The organism is Bartonella sp. AP19HLJMH, from assembly GCF_042196245.1.
Taxonomy (GTDB): domain Bacteria; phylum Pseudomonadota; class Alphaproteobacteria; order Rhizobiales; family Rhizobiaceae; genus Bartonella.
In genome coordinates this window covers 39,325-63,020 of sequence record NZ_JBHIPX010000004.1, presented here as the reverse complement: position 1 = coordinate 63,020, position 23,696 = coordinate 39,325, and the positions used below count along the sequence as shown (strand labels likewise).

19 protein-coding genes are annotated in these 23,696 nt (G+C 37.3%); 9 read left to right on the top strand and 10 right to left on the bottom strand.

Annotated features, from left to right (window positions below; genetic code table 11):
• Positions 1–11 precede the first annotated feature (11 nt).
• On the top strand, positions 12–1,385 hold the full coding sequence (locus tag ACFINR_RS03410) for a M17 family metallopeptidase (protein WP_375613300.1): 1,374 nt from the start codon (positions 12–14) through the stop codon (positions 1,383–1,385).
• A gap of 152 nt (positions 1,386–1,537) precedes the next feature.
• The gene (locus tag ACFINR_RS03405; RefSeq protein WP_375613299.1) at positions 1,538–2,401 is read left to right on the top strand and encodes an NlpC/P60 family protein; all 864 of its coding nucleotides are present in this window, start codon (positions 1,538–1,540) and stop codon (positions 2,399–2,401) included.
• 907 nt (positions 2,402–3,308) lie between these two features.
• On the opposite strand, the gene mutT is transcribed toward ACFINR_RS03405, so the two are convergent.
• The 3 genes from mutT to ACFINR_RS03390 form a co-directional block, all read right to left on the bottom strand.
• A complete protein-coding gene (gene mutT, locus ACFINR_RS03400) occupies positions 3,309–3,722 on the bottom strand; it encodes an 8-oxo-dGTP diphosphatase MutT (protein WP_375627652.1) in 414 nt (137 codons plus the stop codon).
• Between the two features lie 125 nt (positions 3,723–3,847).
• A complete protein-coding gene (gene argJ / locus ACFINR_RS03395) occupies positions 3,848–5,080 on the bottom strand; it encodes a bifunctional glutamate N-acetyltransferase/amino-acid acetyltransferase ArgJ (protein WP_375627653.1) in 1,233 nt (410 codons plus the stop codon).
• Between the two features lie 129 nt (positions 5,081–5,209).
• The gene (locus ACFINR_RS03390) at positions 5,210–6,163 is read right to left on the bottom strand and encodes a peptidylprolyl isomerase (RefSeq protein ID WP_375611828.1); all 954 of its coding nucleotides are present in this window, start codon (positions 6,161–6,163) and stop codon (positions 5,210–5,212) included.
• 435 nt (positions 6,164–6,598) lie between these two features.
• On the opposite strand from ACFINR_RS03390, the gene secA reads away from it, so the two are divergent.
• The 4 genes from secA (at position 6,599) to prmC (ending at position 11,908) form a co-directional block, all read left to right on the top strand.
• Positions 6,599–9,316, top strand: coding sequence for a preprotein translocase subunit SecA (gene secA, locus ACFINR_RS03385; RefSeq protein WP_375652498.1), 2,718 nt, complete (start codon positions 6,599–6,601; stop codon positions 9,314–9,316).
• Positions 9,255–9,746 carry a Fur family transcriptional regulator gene (locus ACFINR_RS03380; protein ID WP_375611830.1) on the top strand — a complete coding sequence of 164 codons (492 nt, stop codon included), beginning with the start codon at positions 9,255–9,257 and terminating at the stop codon, positions 9,744–9,746. The genes secA and ACFINR_RS03380 overlap by 62 nt, the downstream gene beginning before the upstream one ends.
• Before the next feature lie 222 nt (positions 9,747–9,968).
• Positions 9,969–11,045 carry a peptide chain release factor 1 gene (gene prfA / locus ACFINR_RS03375; protein WP_375632281.1) on the top strand — a complete coding sequence of 359 codons (1,077 nt, stop codon included), beginning with the start codon at positions 9,969–9,971 and terminating at the stop codon, positions 11,043–11,045.
• A complete protein-coding gene (gene prmC / locus ACFINR_RS03370) occupies positions 11,042–11,908 on the top strand; it encodes a peptide chain release factor N(5)-glutamine methyltransferase (RefSeq protein ID WP_375632280.1) in 867 nt (288 codons plus the stop codon). Before prfA ends, prmC begins: the two co-directional genes overlap by 4 nt.
• Here prmC and nrdF read toward each other — a convergent pair.
• Genes nrdF through nrdH form a run of 4 tightly spaced genes read right to left on the bottom strand, consistent with a single transcriptional unit; the run spans position 11,905 to position 15,645 of the window.
• A complete protein-coding gene (nrdF, locus tag ACFINR_RS03365; protein ID WP_375611833.1) occupies positions 11,905–12,879 on the bottom strand; it encodes a class 1b ribonucleoside-diphosphate reductase subunit beta in 975 nt (324 codons plus the stop codon). The genes prmC and nrdF overlap by 4 nt on opposite strands.
• An 11-nt stretch (positions 12,880–12,890) precedes the next feature.
• Positions 12,891–15,041, bottom strand: coding sequence for a class 1b ribonucleoside-diphosphate reductase subunit alpha (gene nrdE, locus ACFINR_RS03360; RefSeq protein ID WP_375633944.1), 2,151 nt, complete (start codon positions 15,039–15,041; stop codon positions 12,891–12,893).
• Complete coding sequence (gene nrdI / locus ACFINR_RS03355; RefSeq protein WP_375621180.1) at positions 15,023–15,421, bottom strand: class Ib ribonucleoside-diphosphate reductase assembly flavoprotein NrdI; 399 nt, start codon at positions 15,419–15,421, stop codon at positions 15,023–15,025. Before nrdI ends, nrdE begins: the two co-directional genes overlap by 19 nt.
• The gene (gene nrdH, locus ACFINR_RS03350) at positions 15,421–15,645 is read right to left on the bottom strand and encodes a glutaredoxin-like protein NrdH (protein ID WP_005774163.1); all 225 of its coding nucleotides are present in this window, start codon (positions 15,643–15,645) and stop codon (positions 15,421–15,423) included. The genes nrdI and nrdH overlap by 1 nt, the downstream gene beginning before the upstream one ends.
• Before the next feature lie 680 nt (positions 15,646–16,325).
• Between nrdH and ACFINR_RS03345 the strand changes: the two genes are divergently transcribed.
• The 3 genes from ACFINR_RS03345 to ACFINR_RS03335 are packed head-to-tail and all read left to right on the top strand — an operon-like array spanning position 16,326 to position 18,879.
• Positions 16,326–17,078 carry an ABC transporter ATP-binding protein gene (locus ACFINR_RS03345; protein WP_375621179.1) on the top strand — a complete coding sequence of 251 codons (753 nt, stop codon included), beginning with the start codon at positions 16,326–16,328 and terminating at the stop codon, positions 17,076–17,078.
• A 3-nt stretch (positions 17,079–17,081) separates the two neighbouring features.
• On the top strand, positions 17,082–17,951 hold the full coding sequence (locus ACFINR_RS03340) for a metal ABC transporter permease (protein ID WP_375630000.1): 870 nt from the start codon (positions 17,082–17,084) through the stop codon (positions 17,949–17,951).
• Positions 17,952–17,961: 10 nt separating this feature from the next.
• Positions 17,962–18,879, top strand: coding sequence for a metal ABC transporter solute-binding protein, Zn/Mn family (locus ACFINR_RS03335; protein WP_375613291.1), 918 nt, complete (start codon positions 17,962–17,964; stop codon positions 18,877–18,879).
• 1,929 nt (positions 18,880–20,808) lie between these two features.
• Here ACFINR_RS03335 and ACFINR_RS03330 read toward each other — a convergent pair.
• The 3 genes from ACFINR_RS03330 to ugpA are packed head-to-tail and all read right to left on the bottom strand — an operon-like array spanning position 20,809 to position 23,604.
• Complete coding sequence (locus tag ACFINR_RS03330; RefSeq protein WP_375613290.1) at positions 20,809–21,855, bottom strand: sn-glycerol-3-phosphate import ATP-binding protein UgpC; 1,047 nt, start codon at positions 21,853–21,855, stop codon at positions 20,809–20,811.
• A 2-nt stretch (positions 21,856–21,857) separates the two neighbouring features.
• Positions 21,858–22,709 carry a sn-glycerol-3-phosphate ABC transporter permease UgpE gene (gene ugpE, locus ACFINR_RS03325; RefSeq protein WP_375613289.1) on the bottom strand — a complete coding sequence of 284 codons (852 nt, stop codon included), beginning with the start codon at positions 22,707–22,709 and terminating at the stop codon, positions 21,858–21,860.
• A 10-nt stretch (positions 22,710–22,719) separates the two neighbouring features.
• Positions 22,720–23,604, bottom strand: a complete 885-nt coding sequence (gene ugpA / locus ACFINR_RS03320; RefSeq protein ID WP_375627662.1) for a sn-glycerol-3-phosphate ABC transporter permease UgpA — start codon at positions 23,602–23,604, stop codon at positions 22,720–22,722.
• Positions 23,605–23,696: the final 92 nt, after the last annotated feature.

The window sequence follows — 23,696 nt, the reverse complement described above, 5'->3', positions numbered from 1 at the left end:
ATCTCATAACTATGCAGCACCACCACATTTATTTTACCTCAACACGTATCGATAACAGTTGCCCTATCATCTTGGTAAACCAAAGAACTCTTGCCAACTTATCACTTGATGCGTCAACAACAGCATGGATAAAAGTTAATGACTTTACTGGTAAAGCAGGACAAATACTCTTTATTCCTCACGAAACGGGGCATTTAAAAAAAGTTTTATTTGGAATTGGCAATGGGAACGATCCTTTTATCACAGGACTGCTTGCTCAAAAGCTTCCTGCTGGTCAATGGCATTTAGAAGGTACAACCTCTGATGAAATAAATACCTATCTTGGATTGGCATTTGGTAGCTATCAATTTAATCGCTATCGTCAAAATTCTTCTTTCAAATCATTATCTATCCATGTCAATGAGGCTATTGATCTTAATGAACTCCAACGAATTTATGAAGCTGTCTTTTTCGTCCGTGATCTCATTAATATTCCAGCCAATGATATGAACCCTGATACTCTCGAAAAAGAAGCTCGAAAACTAGGAAAAACCTATGGTGCTCATATCAAAAGTATTTGTGGAGACGATCTCTTAACCCATAACTTTCCGATGATTCATGCTGTAGGACGAGCAGGCAGCACTGCACCACGACTGATTGAGTTACTCTGGGGGCAAGAACATCGTCCTAAAATAACGTTGGTGGGCAAAGGCGTAACTTTTGATACTGGAGGTCTCGATATTAAATCAGCCAATAACATGTTGCTTATGAAAAAAGACATGGGGGGTGGAGCAAACGTTTTGGGATTGGCTAAACTTATCATGGATGCAAAATTGCCTTTCCGTTTACGCGTTTTGATTCCAGCTGTAGAAAATGCAATTTCTGCGAATGCTTACCGACCAGGTGATATTCTCAAAAGTCGTAAAGGTTTAAGTGTTGAAGTAGGTAATACAGATGCTGAAGGGCGACTTGTCCTTGCCGATGCACTCGCCTATGGTGATGAAGAAAGTCCACAATTCATGCTTTGTATGGCTACTTTAACAGGGGCAGCGCGTATAGCATTAGGACCAGATCTTCCCGCATTTTATTGTAATGATTCAATATGGGCACAACAAATTTCTGAATCTGCTCACGCTGTCTTTGATCCTCTTTGGCAAATGCCCCTTTGGAAACCTTACCAAGAGATGTTATCATCACCAATTGCCGATCTTAACAATGTAACTGGAAATAGCTTTGCTGGTTCTATAACGGCTGCTTTATTTCTTAATTCTTTTGTTGAAAAAGCTGAACATTTTGCGCATTTTGACCTTTATGGATGGGTTCCAAAAGAAAAACCAGGATATCCTATTGGTGGATCAGCACAAACTATTCGTGCCCTTTATAATATTTTTAAAAATGAATTTTGACACAAATATCCACAAAAATGGACAATTTTGCAGCTTAAAGAATAATTGGTCTTACACTGTGTTCTTAGTTTTGTTTGAGGATAAAAACCTTACCAATACAGTTTTCATGAGTTTGTTTAAAGGTAAGAAATAACAAAATGGAAAGCAAAAAGATGATCTCTAAAGACCCAAGACTTCATGCATTCAGAGATGATCTAGCAGATCAACGTCTTGAAACAGAAATTACAGCTCAGCGCTTTGTTCAAGGTGAAAAAAGACGTGTTAATACAGCGGTCGCTGGACTTTTTAAAGAAAATAGTAAAAAAAGTGAAAGACAAACAGAATGCTTATTCGGAGAAGAACTTCTCATTTTTGAACAAGGGGAAACAATGTCGTGGGGACAATCACTCAAAGATGGTTATGTTGGTTATATTGATACAAAAGTTCTTTGTACATCAACCATAAAACAAACGCATGTGGTTTCAGTACCACGTACATTTAAATATTTACACGCTGACTTACGTGGACCAATAGTATCCCCTTTATCTATGGGAAGCAAAGTTAGTGTTGTTGATGAAATTGAAGTCCGTGACACAATGTATTCTATTCTTGAAAATGGAACAGCAATCATTACGAGTCATCTCAGCCCCATTGGACGCGTATATGAAGATTATGTCACAGTTGCAGAAACCTTTATCCGTACACCTTATCTTTGGGGTGGTGTCAGCGGTTTTGGAATTGATTGTTCGGGACTCATTCAGCTCTCTATGATGATGACCGATCAAATAGTTTTACGTGACACCGATATGCAGCAAGAAACTATAGGCAGTCCTCTTACAGATACTGATAAACTTCAACGAGGCGATTTAATTTTTTGGAAAGATCATGTTGCTATTATGGTTGGTCACGCAAATATTATTCACGCAAATGGTTTTTCTATGGACGTTATGATTGAGCCCTTGGAAAAAGCAATTACGCGTATCGCTAAAAAAAATCAATATCCTATCGCAAAACGCCGTCCAATTCAAGAAACTTAATACATGCCTCCTATAAAAAATTAATTGAATGTTTTATTATTACAATATATTGATTTATAAGGATAATTATCCATCATTCACTCTGCGTCAAGCATTCTAAATATCGTAAAATTCTCTTATTTCAAATCTGTTTTTATGTTGGATCAATCAAAGCCGCTTGTCTGTTCATCACAAGCGGAATTGATGTATAAGTAAAAATGATTACGAAAAGAAAAATATCCCTTCTGAATGCCCTCAAATGCCAAGAGCTATCGTAACTAACATTGGAACCAGCTTACTCCTTCATAAGCGTAAAGATAGTGGCGCTCAATAGATTTTACATTATTTCCATAAGGGCTTTAACGTTATATCATTCCGGGCACCGTCGCGAAATGGGCTTTGGAGCATTGCGAGGTGCCTCTTTTAAAAAGCTCGTGAATATGCAACACAATGCCGTTCTACATTACGTAAAGAACGTACCCCTCTTAATCAAAAGCAACATTTTTTGAAATTTTTCCTATTATCGATATCTTATGAAATAAATACTCCTTATACCTCTCAGTTCACCCAAACCCATCTCACAATGATACACGTGAAAAGTATAACATACATTGTCTACCACTATCTTTATACTTATGAATCGTGTAAAGACATCATTATACACTTTGCCAATTCTCAATGTTGCGATAACCCTTGGCTATTGGAGAGTGTTCTTTCAGCACGTATTTTATTTCTTTCTTAAATAATTTTATCCACATAACCCTCCCCGCTTGGAACGTGCAAAAGAATGGTTTTGATTAATTTAACATAAAACAGATTTGAAATATGAGAAATTTTTTTACGACTCTGGACTTCCCTATTCAACATAAAAAATATAAATTATTATTTTAAATCAATATATTGAATTATATTTTCTTCTTATAACACATTAAAGAAGATGATTTTTCAATACCTGAACCAATGGTTTATCAGCATCAGGCATAGGGTATTTATCAAGATCATTAATAAAAACCCATTCTAAATTTTGCCCCTCTCGTCCTTGCGCAACGCCCTCATAATGGTCACAAAGATACAATGGCATTAAGAGATGAAATGTTTTATAGCTATGACTTGCAAATGTTAAAGGGTGTAAATTATTTGGTTGAACATAAATACCAAGCTCTTCCTCTAATTCACGAATCAATGATGCTTCCGGAGTTTCACCTTGCTCAACCTTGCCACCAGGGAACTCCCATAAACCAGCCAGTGATTTTCCTTCAGGACGCTGTGTAAGCAAAACACGATTATTCTGATCTAACAGTGCACATGCAACAACAAGAAGAATGGAACTTTTCATACACATATCACTCCCCAATAGGGAACATAAAGATAACTGACTTTTCTATCATATCCCCTCTGCTCCTAAAAGAGCTCACATACCCCATTTGCTCTGAAAAATAATAAACTGTTAAATATAAAGTGCATCCATTAACTTCTGTAATCGCTATTGATCATAACGTACTCTTTTGTTAAATCGCAAGACCAAACCGTCGCCGTACTCTTACCCAAACCGATATCAACACGAATCGTGATGTGCTTACCTTGCATATAAGTACCTATTGTCTCTTCACAATACTCAGGATCTCGTACGCCATTCACGGCCACACGATGCTCACCAAACCAAATCGTCAATAGATCACGATCGACTTCAACACCGGCCTTCCCAACTGCCATAACGACCCGCCCCCAATTCGCATCTTCACCGGCAATAGCCGTTTTTACGAGCGGTGAATTTGCAATTGATAAAGCAATAGTTTTAGCTGCATTATTTGTTGTAGCACCTACCACATTAACCTCAATTAAATGACGAGCACCTTCACCATCACAAACAACTTGTAGTGCAAGTTCATGCAGAAGTGCACTCAATTGTTTCACAAAAACCCCATAACGCGGATCAGATTTACTTGTAAGACATGGAAAATGTTCTTTTCCTGTCGCAAACAACATAAGCGTATCTGAAGTTGAGGTATCGCTATCAACAGTAATTGAATTGAAAGAACCCTCAACTGCCTCTGATAACATGGATTGGAGTGCATCCGAAGAAATGGTAGCATCACTAACCACAAATGACAGCATTGTCGCCATATCGGGTGCAATCATACCAGCACCTTTTGCAATTCCATTAATGGTAACACGCTCTCCCCCACAGTCAAAAGTGCGCGTCGCAAGTTTTGGAAATGTGTCCGTTGTCATTATGGCTTTTGCAGCTTCCAACCAATTTCCCTCTTCTGCTGTCTCTGTCATACTTGGTAAAAGATTGACAATACCCGATGCATCCATTGGCTCACCAATAACACCCGTAGAAGCTATAAAAATTTCATCTTCTCTAACCTTTAAAGCGTTCGCTGCTGCACAAATAATTGCATCGGTAGTGTGCTTTCCTTTGCTTCCTGTAAAAGCATTTGCATTTCCAGAATTCACAACAACACCCCTCGCAACCCCATGAGGAAGCGATGCACGACAATGCTCTACAGGAGCAGATGGGCATTTTGAACGAGTAAAAACACCGGCCACACTCACTGGCTTATCGAATATGATGAAAAGAAGATCTGTACGATCTTTATATTTAATCCCAGCTTCAGCTGTTGCTATCCGTACACCAGATAATGGAGAAAGCTCTTGGATCTTTTGAGGCGACAAAGGAGAGATTTTCAAAACCACAATATGCTTTCTATAAAAAAATGAAATGATTGCAGATCAATAACCTCTCATAGAAAACTGCTAGGCTTTTTGAACAAAACTAACCTAGCAAATTATCTATTAAAGAGGCTATCTACTTATTTTTACTAGCTATTCCGTATCTTCTTCATCAGATGTCTCATCGGGAAGTAGCGTCCCATTTTGATGAAGCGATTCCATGATTTTTGTAACATTAGGATCAGGGTATTTCACATCTATCTTGCTACGCAAATCAACAATCAGTTCTTGATAGCGCTTTTTTATCAGCTGTGTCCGCAACATCTCTTTAACATCATCAAATGCAGGCGGTTGTTTTACACGACGATCTTCTAATTTAATAATATGCCAACCAAAAGGACTTTCAACGGGTTGTTTTGTGTATTCGCCAACTTTCAAACCAAATGCGGCATCTTCAAAAGGCTTGACCATTTGACCATGGCTAAAATAACCAAGATCACCCCCAACGGCAGCAGAACCATCTGTTGAACTTTTCTTTGCAATCTCTTCAAAATTTTCGCCTTTATTTAAATGCTTAATGATAGCTTCTGCTTCTTTTCTCGTTTTGACCAAAATATGACGCGCTTTAACCTCATCCTCTTTAGGTAAAGCAGCAACTTCTTGCTTATAAAGAGCTTCCAAATCAGTATCCGATATTTTATCAACAATCGCCTGTTTAAAATAAAGCTGTTGAAGAACATTGTCACGCATGACTGCCATACGTTTATCGTAAGCTTCTGTCTTATCAAGACCTTTGCTTCTTGCTGCTTTTGCGAGGGCCTGCATATCTAAATAAGCTTTTAGAACCATCATACGGCGTTGTTCATCAGGAAAACGTGCTAAATTAGGATTTATTTCAAGCGCTAAATCATCCAATTGGCCTGCTGTAATATTTTTCCCATCAATAACCGCCATAACATGAGAAGGAGAAACGGCTTTTTCAGAAGCTTTCTCTAAAGTCTTTAAATCACTCGACGATGAATTCAAACCTTCTTGAGCACTCACCCCTAAACTTGTACTTGCCAATAAAGTTGATGCTAAAAAAAGCGTGATAAAGTTAAATTTCATAAATATACTCCTTAAAAATGAAGGCAGGTTCAAGATTCCAATTTTCTTTACCATAACACTTTAATCTTTAAACATAGAGAAATAAATTAGTAATTTTATTTTAAAAAAGTATAAAATTATCCTTTTATCTCAGTTTCTCCAATCCTATCTAATGCAGATGAAAAACATGATAATAGAGAAAAATGACATATTGTATCTTAAATTACTTTGTATTGTATCAGTTAAATAGCATACTTAAAGTTGACATAAAGCGCTTAGCCTCTTATCTCTACTTTACAATTAGAGTGAAAAATTGCACACCAGCAAGTATAATGGTACCATCTGCATTTCATGATGTCACTAATGATATCAGATAATTTGAAGAAAATGTAGAGTATGGGGAGAGCGTATGAATTACCCAACAAGAGTGACAACAATTAAAAGAAAGGGCCAGAGATGGTCAGTTTAGGTGTTTTTGCCCGTAAGTTTTTTGGTTCAGCTCATGAGCGACATCTCAAAGCACTCCGCCAAAAAGTTGCACAAATTAATGCTTTGGAAGAACAATTCGTAAAATTAAGTGATGAGCAGCTTTGCCAAAAAACAGATGCCTTTCGTAAACGTCTTAGTGAAGGTGAAAGTGTTGATTTGCTCTTACCAGAAGCTTTCGCGACTGTTCGTGAAGCCGCAAAACGTGTTTATGACATGCGTCCTTTTGACGTGCAACTTATTGGTGGAATGGTCCTTCACGACTGCGGCATAGCTGAAATGCGTACTGGTGAAGGTAAAACATTAATGGCAACTCTACCAATTTATCTCAATGCATTGGAAGGTAAAGGCGTTCATGTTGTGACAGTAAACGATTATCTCGCCAGTCGTGATGCTGAAACAATGGGGAAAATTTTTAGTTTTCTAGGGCTTACAACAGGCGTGATTCTTCATGATCTTGATAGTGATGCCCGCCGAGAAGCCTATGCATGCGACATCACCTATGCCACAAATAATGAACTAGGTTTTGATTATTTGCGTGATAATATGGCCTTCGATCATAGTCAAATGGTCCAACGTGGACATCATTACGCAATTGTTGATGAAGTTGATTCGATTCTTATTGATGAAGCCCGTACCCCCCTTATTATTTCTGGTCCTCTAGAAGATCGTACTGACTTCTATAACCTTATTGATACATTTATTCCTGCCTTAACTCCAGAAGACTATGAAATAGACGAAAAACAAAAAACAACGACCTTTACCGAAGTTGGTACTGAAAAAATTGAAAAAATGCTCGAACAAGCTGGGCATCTTAAAGGTGAGAGTCTTTATGACATAGAAAATGTCGCTATCGTTCATCATGTCAATAATGCTCTAAAAGCTCATAAACTGTTTGCTCGCGATAAAGATTACATTGTTCGCAATGATGAAATCGTTATTATTGACGAATTTACAGGGCGAATGATGCCTGGGCGGCGTTATTCTGAAGGACTTCATCAAGCGTTAGAAGCTAAAGAGCATGTTGCTATTCAACCAGAAAACCAGACACTTGCTTCCATCACTTTCCAAAATTACTTCCGTATGTATAGGAAATTATCTGGCATGACTGGAACTGCAACAACAGAAGCCGAAGAATTCAGAAATATTTATGGTCTTGACGTTGTCGAAATCCCTACAAATTTGCCAATACAACGTATTGATGAAGATGATGAGATTTATCGAACAGCAGAAGAGAAATATCGGGCAATTGTGCGTGATATCCGTCAAGCGCACGAAAAAGAACAGCCCATTCTTGTTGGAACAACCTCTATTGAAAAGTCAGAACAATTGGCAGAGCGTTTGCGAAAAGAAGGCATTACCGATTTTAGAGTCTTAAATGCTCGCTATCACGAACAAGAAGCATATATCATTGCGCAAGCAGGCGTTCCTAGAGCTCTCACCATTGCAACCAACATGGCAGGACGCGGTACGGATATACAGCTTGGTGGTAATGTTGAAATGCGCATCCGACAAGAGTTACAGGATATCCCCGAAGGTCCAGAGCGAACAGCTAAAATTGAAGAAATAAAAAAAGATGTTCAGAAGCTTAAAGAAAAAGCTTTAGCGGCTGGAGGGCTTTACGTTATCGCTACTGAACGTCATGAAAGCCGTCGTATTGATAACCAGCTTCGTGGACGTTCTGGTCGCCAAGGCGATCCTGGGCGCTCAAAATTCTTTCTCTCTCTTCAAGATGATCTTATGCGTATCTTTGGCTCTAACCGTATGGATGGTATGCTGCAAAAACTTGGATTGAAAGAAAATGAAGCTATTATCCACCCATGGATTAATAAGGCCCTTGAAAAAGCACAAAAAAAGGTCGAAGCACGGAACTTTGAAATTCGTAAAAATCTGCTAAAATATGATGATGTCATGAATGATCAACGCAAGGTTATTTTTGAACAGCGTATGGAGGTCATGAACGCAGATGATTTATCAGAAATGATCCTTGAAATGCGCAATGAAGTCGTAGAGGATCTCGTAGAGGCTTATATTCCTTCAGGGACATATTCTGAAAAATGGGATGCAAAAACTCTTGAAGAAGAGCTTCAACAACTCTTTAATCTTGAGCTTCCAGTGGAAGAATGGGCAAAAGAAGATGGAATTGCCGAGGAGCAAATTCTAGAGCGTGTATCAGATGCTGTTACAAAACTTGAAAATGAGCGTACTGAACGATATTCTCCAGAAGTTATGGCTTATTTTCACAAAGCAGTATTGCTCGAAACTATTGACACGTTATGGCGTGAACATCTGGTGAGTTTAGACCATTTGCGTTCTGTTGTTGGTTTTCGTGGTTATGCGCAGCGGGATCCGCTCAATGAATATAAGACAGAATCATTTGAACTCTTTCAAAGTATGTTGAGAAATTTGCGCCGAATTGTCACTTCTAAGCTTATGCGCTTTGAAATCATTCAACACCCCACAGAACCGACCATGCCTGAGCAAACTGATGCTGCTTCTTCTGTCTTTAATGATCAAAGTCAAGAAAATGCTCCCACCTTATGGGCACGATCACAAGAAAATAGATTTGTTAATCCACAAGATCGTGACCCTAACGATATAACCACATGGGGAAAAGTTGGACGTAATGAGCGTTGTCCTTGCGGTTCAGAGAAAAAATACAAACACTGTCATGGAGCCTTTGTTTGAAAAGCAAACTATGCAAATGAATAAAAAGCGAAATTATGAGCAAGAATTGCGCACAGCTGGTTTAAGAGTAACACGTCAACGACGAGTTATTCTTGATATTTTGACTGATACAAATGATCATCCTAATGCATTTGAAATTTTTCAGCGTGCAAACAAAATAGATTCGAATATTTCACTCTCAACTGTTTATCGAACCATGAAAATATTAGAAGGAAATGGAACAATTCATCGCCATAGCTTTAGTGGTGGTCCATCTCGTTTTGAGCAAGCAGATGGGCAACATCATGATCATCTCATTGATATAGAAACAGGACAAGTTATCGAGTTTCATTCTGATGTTATTGAAAAGCTGCAAGAGGAAATTGCAAAATCCCTTGGCTATGATATTATTCATCACCGCCTTGAACTTTACGGAAAAAAAAACTCTTAAAAAAGTAATCATATATCATTAGATAAAATACCTCAGGCAAATCAAATTTTATAAAAATTTACCTTTAAAATATAATAGTTTTCATTGGCAAAAAAAAAGAATTGCTTTATTACCCCTCTTTGTATGATGCTATACGGTAATTCATTGCCAATATTATAACAAACAATCATTGCAACAAAATATTATAAAAATTGTATTATGAAAAATTAGGCCAATATTATCATGGTTTCCTTGCCACAAGATCGTATGAGACAGCTTGAAAAGCGCTTTGAAATAATTGAAAGCCAAATGACGACGAATCCAAATGCTGAAACATATGTCAAATTAGCTTCTGAATATGCAGAACTACAACCCGTTATTGCCTCTATACGCGCATTAAATGCTCTTTACGAAGAGATTACAGAATTAGAAACGATTATCAACGATAAACAAACAGATATAGAGATGCGTAATCTTGCCCAAGAAGAGCTACCATCGTTATATAAAAAAGTAGAGCAATTTGAAAAAGAACTCCAAATTCTGCTTTTGCCTAAAGATGTTGCTGATGAAAAAAACGCTATTGTTGAAATTCGAGCAGGAACGGGCGGATCAGAAGCAGCACTTTTTTCCGGTGATCTTTTCCGCATGTATGAACGTTATGCCCATGCTCACCATTGGAAAGTAGAAATTATTTCACTTAGTGAGGGGGAAGTTGGCGGATATAAAGAGATTATTGCTACCATTTCAGGAAAAGGTGTCTTTTCTAAATTGAAATATGAATCAGGGGTTCATCGTGTGCAACGCATCCCTGAAACAGAGACAGGTGGACGTATCCATACATCTGCTGCTACCGTTGCTGTGCTTCCAGAAGCTGAAGATATTGATATTGATATTCGTCCTGAAGATATTCGTATCGACACAATGCGTGCATCCGGAGCAGGAGGACAGCATGTTAATACAACGGATTCAGCTGTTCGTATCACGCATATTCCAACAGGAATTATGGTCGTACAAGCAGAAAAATCACAACATCAAAACCGAGCAAGAGCCCTTCAAATTTTACGGGCACGCTTATTCGATATCGAACGACAAAAAGCGGAAAGTGAACGTTCAGCTTCTCGTAAAAGCCAAGTTGGTTCTGGTGATCGCTCAGAGCGTATTCGTACCTATAATTTTCCACAAGGACGTGTCACGGATCACCGTATTAATCTAACCTTGTATAAGCTTGATCGCATTCTAGAGGGAGATCTTGATGAGCTTCTTCATGCACTCATCTCAGATCATCAAACAAGACTGCTGATGGAAATGGATAATAATTGAGCAAATATTCTTTCAAGAATGTTATCCAACAAATGCAAGAAAAATTGCGCACGAAAGGGATTGCTGAAGCCGATCTCGATGCGAAAATACTCATTGAATGGATAACAGGAATAAATGCTGCTGAAAGAGTTTCTAAACCAGATATGCATCTATCTTCTGAGCATATTATACAAATAGAACAGGCTTTACAACGGCGTATTGCAGGCGAACCCGTTTACCGTATTATAGGAGCACGAGAATTTTATGGTATATCTTTTACATTATCTCAAGAGACGTTAGAACCACGCCCTGATACAGAAACGCTGATAGATCTTGTTCTCCCTTTTCTCCAAAAACAGATCGAAAATTCGAGAAGAACAACATTCCTTGATATGGGAACAGGAAGTGGCGCCATTGCCATTGCCATTCTTAAACAAATTCCCCAATCCTATGCAGTCGCTGTCGATATTTCTGAAGATGCCCTTAAAACAGCGACAAAGAATGCAAAAAATGCTGAAGTAGCACACCGCTTCACACCCCTTCTTAGCGACTGGTTTGATTCTGTCACAGATCGCTTTGATTTTATTGTTTCCAATCCACCTTATATCCCCGCAAAAGATATCAAAAAACTTGCAAAAGAAGTGCGCTTACATGATCCATTGCGCGCTCTTGTCGGTGGAAAAGATGGTCTTGATTTTTATCGAAAGCTCGCCCATGAAGCAGCCAACTACTTAAAAGAAAACGGCACTATCGCTGTTGAAATTGGTTACTCTCAAGAAAAAGAAGTTTGCAATTTGTTTGAAACAAATGGCTTCCAATGTTTAGAAATGCGCAAAGACCTCAGTGGAATACCCCGCGCACTTCTATTTGCATGCAAACATTAAAATTCCCAATCATCATCCGTGGTAGCAACCGCCTTGCCAATGACATAAGAAGAACCTGCCCCTGAAAAAAAGTCATGATTTTCGTCAGAGTTTGGTGATAAAGCTGCCAAAATAGCGGGATTAACACGACAAACCTCAGGGGGGAAAAGAGCTTCAAAACCTAAATTCATTAAAGCCTTGTTAGCGTTATAATGAAGAAAAATTTTAACATCTTCTGTCAATCCAAGCGCATCATAAAGATCTTCAGTATATTTGCACTCGATGTTATAAAGATCAAAGAGCAGGTTAAAAGCAAAATTTTTAATTTCTTGTCTTTTGGCTTCATCAAGCTTTGCAAAGCCCAATTGGAATTTATAACCTATATAATAACCATGGACCGCTTCATCACGAATGATCAGTCGAATGAGATCTGCTGTATTGGTTAACTTAGCGCGACTGGCCCAATACATGGGCAAATAAAAACCAGAATAAAATAAAAAGCTTTCCAGCAAAGTCGAAGCAATTTTTTTCTTAAGTGGATCATTTGCTTCATAACGCTCAAGTACTAATCTAGCCTTTTTCTGCAAATGAATATTTTCTTCTGACCATCTAAACGCATCATCAACTTCTACCGTCGAACAAAGGGTTGAAAAAATAGAGGAATAAGAACGTGCATGAACCGCTTCCATGAAGGCAATATTCGTCAAAACTGCCTCCTCATGCTCTGTTATCGCATCAGCCAGAAGCGAAATGGCTCCTACGGTGTTTTGAATTGTATCTAGAAGCGTTAATCCTGTAAAAACACGAATTGTTAGCTTGCGTTCTTCATCCGTTAAGCTTGACCATGAGGGAATGTCATTGGAAAGTGGAACCTTCTCAGGTAACCAAAAATTCCCAGTTAAGCGGTTCCATACTTCAAGATCTTTCTCATCATGTAATCTATTCCAATTAACAGCACACACAACAGGATTTTTGGTTGTAATCTTTGTCATATGATGATCTCCTATAAACTGCACGAAACACAGCCATCAACTTCTGTTCCACTTAATGCTACTTGCCGTAATCGTACATAGTAAATACTCTTGATACCCTTTTTCCAAGCATAAATTTGTGCGCGGTTAATATCACGTGTGGTCGCTGTATCAGGAAAAAATAATGTTAATGAAAGACCTTGATCAACATGCTGTGTTGCAGCAGCATAGGTATCTATAATTTTTTCAGGACCAATCTCATAAGCATCTTGGTAAAAATTCAAATTCGTATTATCCATATAAGGAGCGGGATAATAAACGCGCCCAATTTTTCCCTCTTTGCGAATTTCAATTTTTGAAGCAATTGGATGAATGGAAGAAGTGGCATGATTAATATAGGAAATAGATCCCGTAGGTGGAACTGCCTGCAAATTGCGGTTATAAAGCCCATACTCAATAACTAATTTTTTGAGTTCCTGCCAATCCTTTTGATCTGGAATAACAATATTATTCCGTGCAAAAAGCTCTTGCACAAGCGGAAATTGCGGTTTCCATTCTTTTTCAATATATTTTTCGAAAAAACGTCCATCTGCATAAGCTGATTTTTCAAACCCTGCAAACATTTCTTGACGTTCGTGCGCAATTAAATTGGAAGCCCGTATGGCGTGATATGTCACAATATAAAAATAGATATTGGTAAAATCAATCGCTTCTGGAGACCCATAATAGATCTGCTCACGCGCTAGAAACCCATGCAAATTCATTTGTCCCAAACCAATCGCATGACTTTCAGCATTGCCTTTCGCAATGGAAGGCACACAAGCAATATTGCTCATATCCGAAACAGCAGTAAGAGCACGAACAGCAGATTCCACGGTCTGTCCAAAATCAGGACTTTCCATTGCTTTGGCAATATTCATGGATCCAAGATTGCAGGATATATCACTTCCAATCGTGCGATAAGTTAAATCTGTCTCCAGTTCACTCGCCTCACTCACCTGCAAAATTTCTGAACATAAATTGCTCATACTTATGCGCCCAGCTATCGGATTCGATCGATTAGCAGTATCCTCAAATAAAATATAGGGATAACCGGACTCAAATTGAATTTCCGCTAATGTCTGGAAAAAAACGCGTGCACTTATTTTCTTTTTACGAATCTTTGCATTATCAACAAAAGAACGATAATGCTCCGTTAAAGAAATATCGCTAAAGGGCTTACCTGTCACACGCTCGATGTCATACGATGAGAAGAGATACATATCCTCATTATTCCGTGCAAGCTCAAAAGTAATATCAGGAATAACGACACCAAGCGAAAGCGTTTTAATTCTAACTTTTTCATCAGCATTTTCACGCTTTGTATCCAAAAACTTCATAATATCTAAATGATGAGCATGCAAATAAACAGCTCCAGCCCCCTGTCGTGCCCCAAGCTGATTGGCGTAAGAAAAAGAATCTTCCAAGAGTTTCATCACCGGTAAAACACCTGAGGACTGATTTTCTATTTGCTTAATTGGCGCCCCTGCTTCCCGCAAATTCGTTAAACAAAGCGCTACACCTCCACCACGTTTTGAAAGCTGCAAAGCCGAATTAACCGAACGACCTATCGATTCCATATTATCTTCAACACGTAGCAAAAAACACGAAACCAATTCACCTCGTTGTTTTTTCCCAGCATTTAAAAATGTTGGTGTTGCCGGTTGAAAACGTCCTGTAATAATTTCATCCACAAAACTTTCAGCAAGAGCTTTATTCCCTTGTGCCAAATATAAAGCTACAAGACAAACGCGATCTTCATAACGTTCAAGATAACGTTTCCCATCAAAAGTCTTCAGTGTATAGCTAGTATAATACTTAAATGCGCCTAAAAAGGTAGGAAAACGAAACTTAAATGCATAAGCACGTTTAAAAAGCTTTTTAATAAAAGAAAAATCATAAAGCTCAAATAAAGCTTTTTCATAATAACCTTCCTCTATTAAGTAATCTATTTTTTCCTTCAGGTTATGAAAAAAAACTGTATTTTGATTAACATGCTGAAGAAAATATTGCCGCGCAGCAAGCCGATCCATATCAAATTGAATATGACCATTTTCATCATAAAGATTAAGCATCGCATTCAACGCATGATAATCAGTAATCTGATCCGATTTCTGCGATTGTCCTATACCAATTGTTTCCAAAATCTTTCCAATCCCTTTTTTACATAAATAACGTCTTCATCAGTTCCACGCAGCTCAAAACGATAAAGGCAAGGTACACAACATTTTTCAGCAATAATTTTACTTGCTAGATTATAATAGCGACCAAAATTACGATTCCCACCGCCAATAACACCACGAATTAATTTTCGGTTCTCAGCTTCATTAAGAAACTGGACAACGGCTTTCGGCACGGCCCCTCTTCCTTCGCCATCTGCATATGTAGGAACAACCAATACATAAGGTTCACCAACCAATGCAGAAGGCTTTTTTTTATCAATTTTGAAGAGTCGTTGCCCAAGCTGCGAGACAAAATGTTCTGTATTACCCGTTGCACTCGAATAATAAACAATAAGCCCCATTAAGCACAAAGACCACTAATCATATCTGGTCTAAAACCAGACCAATGATTTTCACCACAAACAACGACAGGAACCTGACGATACCCCAGAGATTGAACAAAACTGTATGCTTGTTCATCACAAGAAATATCAACAACACGATAATGAATGCCTTTTGCATCAAAAGCGCGGCGTGTAGCATCACATTGGACACAAGATGGTTTGCTATAAATAGTGATCGACATTTTCTTCAACTTTCACAATTCCAAACAATCAACCCTGAAAGGTCAATCTAATAATTTTATAGGTACTCAAGAATAACAAAAAATAGAAATTGTACGCAAAACATGTGGTTATTTTCAAATAATACACAGCTTCCTGAACATAACAGAATTCCTCATCAAATAACTTCAAACACTATGATGAGAATAAGCGATTATTCTACAACTTAAATGGCAAAGCCCCCTAGTTATAAAACAATCTTTTGCTTGCATTACAATTCCCTCCTGCTGTCTAAAAAACTAATGTTCTAAACTACCGTTTTTCAAGAGCTCTGTTTGCTCTTTTACGGCAAAAATCAATTACAAAAACGAAAGGAAATCCTTCCAAAAGAGACCCTTCAGTAAAAATACTGCTATACCTTTGGCCAATAAACTCTTTACAATAATGGAAATAACTTAGATACCAAACGAAACACACTAACACCCTCTCTTGTGCTTATTTAGAATCACCAATCATTTTGATACTATATATAGTATATACTCTCTCTCTTTCGTCAAGGTGAATTCAATTATTATTTTTAATTTTCCACGATCTTCCCACTAAAATTTTCAGTACTCAAAACTATGTAATAATATAACATTTTGTTGACAAACGTTATATTATTACATAGTTTCCAAAATAATAAGTAACGATGGTAAAAAATATGGATCTGTACTTCAATAAGACAACATTAGGCTATAGGAATAGAATAGCAATAAAGAACTTTTCAGCAAAGTTAAAAGCTGGTTCATTGGTTGCAATAACAGGTGATAATGGCGCTGGAAAATCGACACTGCTAAAAGCCATCGCCGGATTGATTAAACCTCTTAAAGGAAAAATTACAAAACCAAAAAAAAGCCGCATTGCTTATCTTGCTCAGCAATGTGATGTGGATAAAACATTTCCAATTGATGTGAAAACGCTTGTAAAAACAGGACTGTGGTCTTTTTGTGGATTATGGAAGAATCAGCGCCCTTATGATTCTAAGATTCAAAATGCTCTTAAAATGGTTGGGCTTACAGAACTCGCACCCCGTTCGCTTGAAACATTATCAGGCGGGCAATTACAACGCGCTCTTTTTGCACGTATCATTGTACAAGATGCCAATATTATTTTACTTGATGAACCTTTCAATGGTGTAGATCATAATACCCAAAAAGACCTTCTTGCTCTGATCACATACTGGCAACAGCAAGGACGCACAATTCTCACAGCACTCCATAACCCTCTCATCGTGCAAGAATTTTTCCCCCAAATGATTCAAATTGATCAACAAAACGCCTTTTATGGAGAAACAACACAGTTTTTAAACAACACCCTTCATCACGTTATGCCACCTCTCACATCCAATTCTTTTCCTATTAGCGCACAAAAACAAAATCTTCTCATCAATGATCCTCTCTTTCTTAGGTTATAAGACGTGTATACATTTTTTCTTGCCCCCTTTGTTGATTTCCAATTTATGCAAAACGCCCTTATCGGTTCTATTTTTCTGTCTATTAGCGCTTGTCCTGTTGGTGTATTTTTGATGCTCCGTGGAATGAGCTTGACAGGAGATGCTATCTCTCATGCCATTCTTCCTGGTGTTGCAATTGCTTTTCTGATTTGTGGTTTTTCCCTCATATCTATGACACTTGGTGGCATCTTCGCTGGTCTTATTGTTGCTTTAGCAACCATTTTGATTTCACGAAACAGCTTTCAGAAAGAAGATGCATCCATGACCGTCTTTTATCTTATTGCACTCGCAGCAGGTGTTATTATTATCTCACTGAAAGACTCAACAATTGAGCTGCTTCATCTCTTATTCGGATCGGTTCTTGCACTTGATGCACAAGCCCTTTGGTTAATCGCTACTATAATGCTGATTACACTCTGCAGCCTTTGTATTTTTTGGCGTGCACTCGTTTTAGAAAGCTTTGATCCCCTCTTTTTTAAATCACTCTCTCCATTGAGTAAATATATTCATATTTCATTGCTTGGACTTGTGGTGTTGAATCTGGTTGGAGGCTTTCAATCACTAGGAACATTACTTTCCGTTGGTATTATGATGATTCCAGCCATTACAGCCCGTTTTTGGTTTTCACGGCTAGGCCCTATTTGCGCGCTTTCCACTCTTTTTGGAATCATTTCTAGCGTATGTGGTCTCCTGCTTTCTTTTCATCTTTCACTTCCCTCCGGCCCTGCTATCATCATTGCCGCAGGATTTATTTATCTTGTTTCCTGTTTGATAAGTCCACGTGGCTTTATTGTAACATGGTTTCCCCACCTCTTTTATACCTCCTCACTTTAAGGAAAAAAATGTGCCTAAGTTTGCTCAAAAATTTGTTCTTCTTGGAGCTTTATTGCTTGCCCTTTCTCCATTTTCTGCTTCTGCACACAATAAAATCAAAGTTGTTGCGAGCTTTTCTATTCTTGCAGATCTCGTAAAAAATGTAGGAGACAACCATATCTCTATGACCACTTTTGTAGGTCCCAATGCGAATACTCACACTTATGAACCTACCCCCCATGATGCTCAGGCTCTTAGAAATGCTCAAATTATTTTCATCAACGGGCTTCATTTAGAAGGATTTATTGATCGCCTCATTACAGCAAGTGGTACAAAAGCACTTCTTGTCGAAGTTAGCGCTAACATTCCCTCCCTCAAAATGAAAAATCAAGAACATAATGCCCATCACCACCACAGCGTTATTGATCCACACGCTTGGCAAACAATTCCCAATGTCAAAATCTATGTGAAGAATATCGCTGCTGCTTTTTGTAAAATCGATCCACAATCCTGTACCAGCTACAAAAAAAATGCCGAAACCTACATCCAAAAACTTAAAATAGCACAAGATACCCTGAAAACAAAAATTGCTACCATTCCTAAAGATAAACGTATCATTATCACATCTCATGATGCCTTTGGCTATTTTGCCAAGGAATATGGTTTTACTATCCTTGCCCCTCAAAGTGCTTCAACAGAAACTGAAGCAACCGCAGCCGATGTTGCTAAACTTATAAAACAAATTAAAGCGAATAAAGCAACTGCCCTATTCGTTGAAAATATCTCTAATCCCCGTCTCATAAAACAGATTGCAAAAGAAACAGGCTTAACAATTGGTGGAACACTTTATTCTGATGCATTGTCAAACAAAAATGGCCCTGCAGCAACTTATCTCGATATGATGGAACATAATGTGAATACCATCATTGATGCTATCACAAAACATTAAGATCTTCTATAAAAGAGATAAAAAAGAGTTCATAAAATCGTAAGTCTATGATTATGTTACTAATGATGCCCCAACAGCTATAATTGATAACATTGATATGAAATAAAGTTACTTTTACAGAGAAATTTATACTCTATAGATTCTAAGATAGATAAAGTAAGTGGATTTATCGCCTCATGGTGCCCAAACTGTCAGCAGTAGCATTCTATTTTTCAATGCTTCTTTTACAATAACTCTCGACACTTGAAACGATTCATAAGAAGAATTTGGTGTCTCTTTCTTAAAGTATTTTTATTTATCCAACTTCTTTATAACATGCAAGTAGAATTAGTGTATGAATAAAAACCACTTGAAGAAAAAATGCCTCTTATGAAGAGTCTCAACACAATAATTGTTGCAATGTTGGAGACTGAAAGAGAGTATGATAATGGCCCCAGCTTGCATTTTTATAAGCATAAAGATGGCGATACACAATGGATTTTATGTTATACTACTTATAAACGACTGCGTGAAAAAATAGTTGGAACAACCTTGCAAGATATTTTTTAAAAAAAGTGCGTAAATTGGCAACCCAACAGCCTTCTGTTTAGGTATTCTGTTTTGTATGAGAGATGCAATTTTATTCAAAGAACGTAAAAAAATGTGTTCGGCAATGCTTAATTGCCATTATGTAAGAGACATTGGCTTAGATGTTTTTGAAAATTGCAATGCTAAATTAAAAGATGATGATAAAGATAAAATCTATTTTTTATTTGATGCTTTCATATTCTGCCTAAATTAAGCTGTCTCCTCATTTTAGAAATTACACAAGCAGATAAACTTATTCTACTCTGGCATACAAAAACTGAATACAACACCGAACCGTCTTCATATTTTTCTCAAACATACTGCTGTATAAAGTTTAGGTTGATTTATAAGCAACAAAAAGCACGCGCTTTATAAGAAAGTAATATCATAAAACCATTAATAGACTGGCAATATATTGAAAAAATATACCAGCTTTTATAAAATGCTTTGTAAAACAATAACATAATTGTCTTTGTCTCTGCTGATTCTTATAGATGTTCGCATCGATCCCTTATGTTATATTCATAAAGATCTGTTTGAGGATGATCTACAGGCAATTTTTAACTCAAGAATATAGAAAAAATCGATGAGATGTTACAGATGTGTTTCATCTGCTTTTATCGCTAAAAGTAATGAAAATTCTAAAACAAGCACGCCTTCTATCTCTCAGTGATTTTTTGCAACTTATCAGATACCCTTGCTGAGAATTGCATAGTGATTTACATGAGAAAAAATAAACTTGCAGCATGCGCGCATAGGTTTCTCTCTAATTTATGTGATTGGTAAAAAAAAACAAATGCTTCTTATAGGAGCTCTGAAACTATTTTAGATCATATGGCCAGCGGTAAAATAGAATGCGCCTATTCTCGTAGAGATTATTTAGAACAGCGTCGTATTTTGTGCATCAAATAGACTTCTTATGTTAGGGATCAAAGCTCAGATATGGGGCGCATCCTTCCTTATCTGTAACTCATTTTTTCTCTCTATTTCTCTCATTTGCTTTTATAATACACATAAATTATTACATCAAGAAACATATTATAATATGTTGTTTTTTATAACAAAATTATAAATGAGTAAAAATATGGTTAATAAAGATTTATTCTATATTGATATTTTTTATAATGAAAATGATGTTTGAAAATTATATTCTTCTTACAGACCGTGAAAATGCAAAATTTCTTCATATAAATGTTTTGACATTCTCAGCGCTATGGGACAATAGATCATTACCAAAACTGTTAAAATTTTGTTTTTAATCCCATCGGTTACAACCTGAGTTTGTAAATGTAATTGAGCAAGTCAAAACACACCATTATCATGACGCAGCATAAAAGAGAGTCGTATCACATCAATTAATGCTTACTTATTATTTGTGCGCTTTCCTGTGTTTTTATTAAAAGTATGAAAATTCTGATGAGCAACAGTGAAACTTAGTTTTTGACCATAGTCGTGTGTCAAGCGTTCTTTTATTTCAATCGTAAAGATGATACCATTCCAACGCGTTAAAACATGGCAACCTGTTCCAATAAGCTTGATAAGCTCAATTTTTGTGTGAAAGACAGGCCCTTTATCTGGATGTTCGCCCAATAAGATTATTTCAGGTCTGAATGCTAAAAGATCAGTTTCTTCACCATAAGAAAATGAATGCCCTAAATGTTGTTCTAAGACATAGCGATCAAGAAAATTCATAGGAGGAGAACCAATAAAATCAGCAACAAATGTTGTTGCTGGAGTATCGTAAATTTCCATTGGTGTTCCAATTTGCTCGATAGCTCCTTTATTCAAAACGACTATTCTATCAGCTAATGTCATAGCTTCTAGTTGATCATGGGTAACATAGAGGCTCGTTGTTCCTAATGAACGCTGTAGTGTTTTTATTTCAATACACATTTGCGCCCGTAATTTTGCATCAAGATTTGAAAGAGGTTCATCAAAGAGAAAAACACGGGGTTGACGTACAATCACACGCCCCATTGCAACACGCTGACGTTGTCCTCCTGATAATTGTCGTGGTTTACGATCAAGAAATGGTTCTATCTCCAAAAGCTTTGCAGCATGTGCGATACGTTTTTTAATTTCTTCTTTAGGAGTTTTACGATTTTTAAGACCATATTCTAAATTTCCACGAACTGTCATATGGGGATAAAGGGCATAATTTTGAAAAACCATAGCGATATCACGATCAGCTGGTTCACGATCATTGATACATTCGTTATCAATGCATAATTCACCTGAGGTAACTTGTTCAAGTCCTGCTATAATACGTAATAAGGTCGATTTTCCGCACCCTGAAGGACCGACAAGAACAAGAAGTTCTTTATCGGCAACAGTTAAGTTTAAATCATCAATGACCAGAATGCCGTTGTCATACTGTTTTTTTATATTTGATAACTGGATTATGGCCACAATTACTTCTCCGTTTCAATAAGGCCTTTGATAAAAAGCCGCTGCATGAAGATAACAACAAGAACAGGGGGAACCATGGCAACAACCGATACTGCCATGAGTATATTCCATTGAGGATCATGTTGAAGTGATTCGACAATAAGCTGTTTTAAAATAATAAGGATCGTTTGATGATTTTGATCCGTTGTGATGATAAGAGGCCAGAGATATTGTATCCATCCATAAATGAACATAATGATAAATAAAGCAGCAATATTGCTTTTACTAAGAGGAAGAAGAATATCCTTAAAAAATTTAACTGGACCTGCACCATCAACACGTGCCGCCTCTAAGAGTTCATCTGGAACAGTCAAAAAAAACTGGCGAAATAAAAATGTAGCGGTCGCAGATGCAATAAGTGGAATAATCATTCCACTATAGGTGTTGACCATCCCCAATTTTGCAACAATCTCATAGGTTGGAAGAATACGAACTTCGACAGGGAGCATCAATGTAACAAAAATAAGAACAAAAGCAGTTTTTCGGAAGGGAAAGCGCATGTAAATAATTGCATAAGCAGACAAAAGTGAAATAATAATTTTTCCAACGCTAATCCCAAGAGCCATAATGAATGAATTCATTAAGAGTGGCCAGAGGTTGGGCAAACCCAGCTGTGCAAGGCCATCACCAAAGATTGTTTTATAATTTTCCAGAGCATATTTCCCAGGCAAAAGAGGAAGTGTTCCTGAGTTAAATGCTGCTGAACTATGAGTTGATGCAATGATAGCAACATAAACTGGAAAGCAAATAATGATAATACCAACAATGAGAATAATATGGGTTAGAAATTTCAAAACAGGGCGATTTTCAACCATAATTTGTTTCCTAATATTGTACACGGCGCTCAATCCAGCGAAACTGGATAAACGTTAAGACAATAACCATCAACATCAATATTGTTGATTGTGCAGCTGATGCACCGATTATTTGATTTCTAAAGCCATCGTCATATACTTTATAGACGAGGATGCTCGTTGCACGCGCAGGACCTCCAGAAGTTGTATTATCAATAATACCAAAAGTATCAAACATAACATAATTGACATTGACAATAAGAAGGAAAAACGTCGTTGGTGAAATTTGCGGGAAAACCACTGTCCAAAATCGTTTAAAGGGACCAGCACCATCAATGGCGGCTGCTTCTATTTGAGAACGCGGAACAGACTGAAGACCTGTAAGAAAAAAGAGAAAATTGTAAGAAATTTGTTTCCAACTAGCCGCAATGACAATAAGAATCATTGCTTGAGTGCCATTAATACGATAATTCCATAGCACCCCTATTTTCTCGAGAAAAAAAGGGATAATTCCGATGGTAGGATGAAAGATAAACAGCCACAATATACCTGCCAATACTGGAGCAACAGCATAGGGCCAGAGCAAAAGCATTGTATAAGCCTTTTTTGCACGTATGACACGATCAACACAGACAGCTAAGAGAAGTGATATTGTCATTGAAGCGACAGTAACTGAGATGGAAAATACTGCGGTTGTAAAAAGCGATTGCCGATAAGTAGGATCAGAAAGAACGGTTAGATAATTCTCAAAACCAATAAAGGTTGTTGTAAAGCCAAAAGGGTCTTCACGCTCAAAAGATGATTTTATTGCTTGAGCAGCAGGCCAAAAGAAAAACAAAAAAGTCACAAGAAGCTGAGGAAAAAGCAGTCCGTAAGAAAGTAGACTATTTTTAAAATATGCATGTTTTTCTTGCATTCATAGGGCTCTTTAAATGTAGAGACTTTAAAAAAGTAAACAAAAAGGACTCAACCGTTTTTGTTGAGTCTTTAATGTTTAACAATAAAACG

What these genes read in the sequence shown, in the direction of transcription:
- prfA (WP_375632281.1), top strand. Translation starts at nt 9,969, where the DNA reads ATGGTTTCCTTGCCACAAGATCGTATGAGACAGCTTGAAAAGCGCTTT.
- secA (WP_375652498.1), top strand. Translation starts at nt 6,599, where the DNA reads ATGGTCAGTTTAGGTGTTTTTGCCCGTAAGTTTTTTGGTTCAGCTCAT.
- ugpA (WP_375627662.1), bottom strand. Translation starts at nt 23,604, where the DNA reads ATGCAAGAAAAACATGCATATTTTAAAAATAGTCTACTTTCTTACGGA.
- ACFINR_RS03380 (WP_375611830.1), top strand. Translation starts at nt 9,255, where the DNA reads ATGAGCGTTGTCCTTGCGGTTCAGAGAAAAAATACAAACACTGTCATG.
- nrdF (WP_375611833.1), bottom strand. Translation starts at nt 12,879, where the DNA reads ATGACAAAGATTACAACCAAAAATCCTGTTGTGTGTGCTGTTAATTGG.
- ACFINR_RS03390 (WP_375611828.1), bottom strand. Translation starts at nt 6,163, where the DNA reads ATGAAATTTAACTTTATCACGCTTTTTTTAGCATCAACTTTATTGGCA.
- ACFINR_RS03410 (WP_375613300.1), top strand. Translation starts at nt 12, where the DNA reads ATGCAGCACCACCACATTTATTTTACCTCAACACGTATCGATAACAGT.
- ugpE (WP_375613289.1), bottom strand. Translation starts at nt 22,709, where the DNA reads ATGGTTGAAAATCGCCCTGTTTTGAAATTTCTAACCCATATTATTCTC.
- ACFINR_RS03405 (WP_375613299.1), top strand. Translation starts at nt 1,538, where the DNA reads ATGATCTCTAAAGACCCAAGACTTCATGCATTCAGAGATGATCTAGCA.
- nrdI (WP_375621180.1), bottom strand. Translation starts at nt 15,421, where the DNA reads ATGGGGCTTATTGTTTATTATTCGAGTGCAACGGGTAATACAGAACAT.
- nrdH (WP_005774163.1), bottom strand. Translation starts at nt 15,645, where the DNA reads ATGTCGATCACTATTTATAGCAAACCATCTTGTGTCCAATGTGATGCT.
- ACFINR_RS03345 (WP_375621179.1), top strand. Translation starts at nt 16,326, where the DNA reads ATGGATCTGTACTTCAATAAGACAACATTAGGCTATAGGAATAGAATA.
- mutT (WP_375627652.1), bottom strand. Translation starts at nt 3,722, where the DNA reads ATGTGTATGAAAAGTTCCATTCTTCTTGTTGTTGCATGTGCACTGTTA.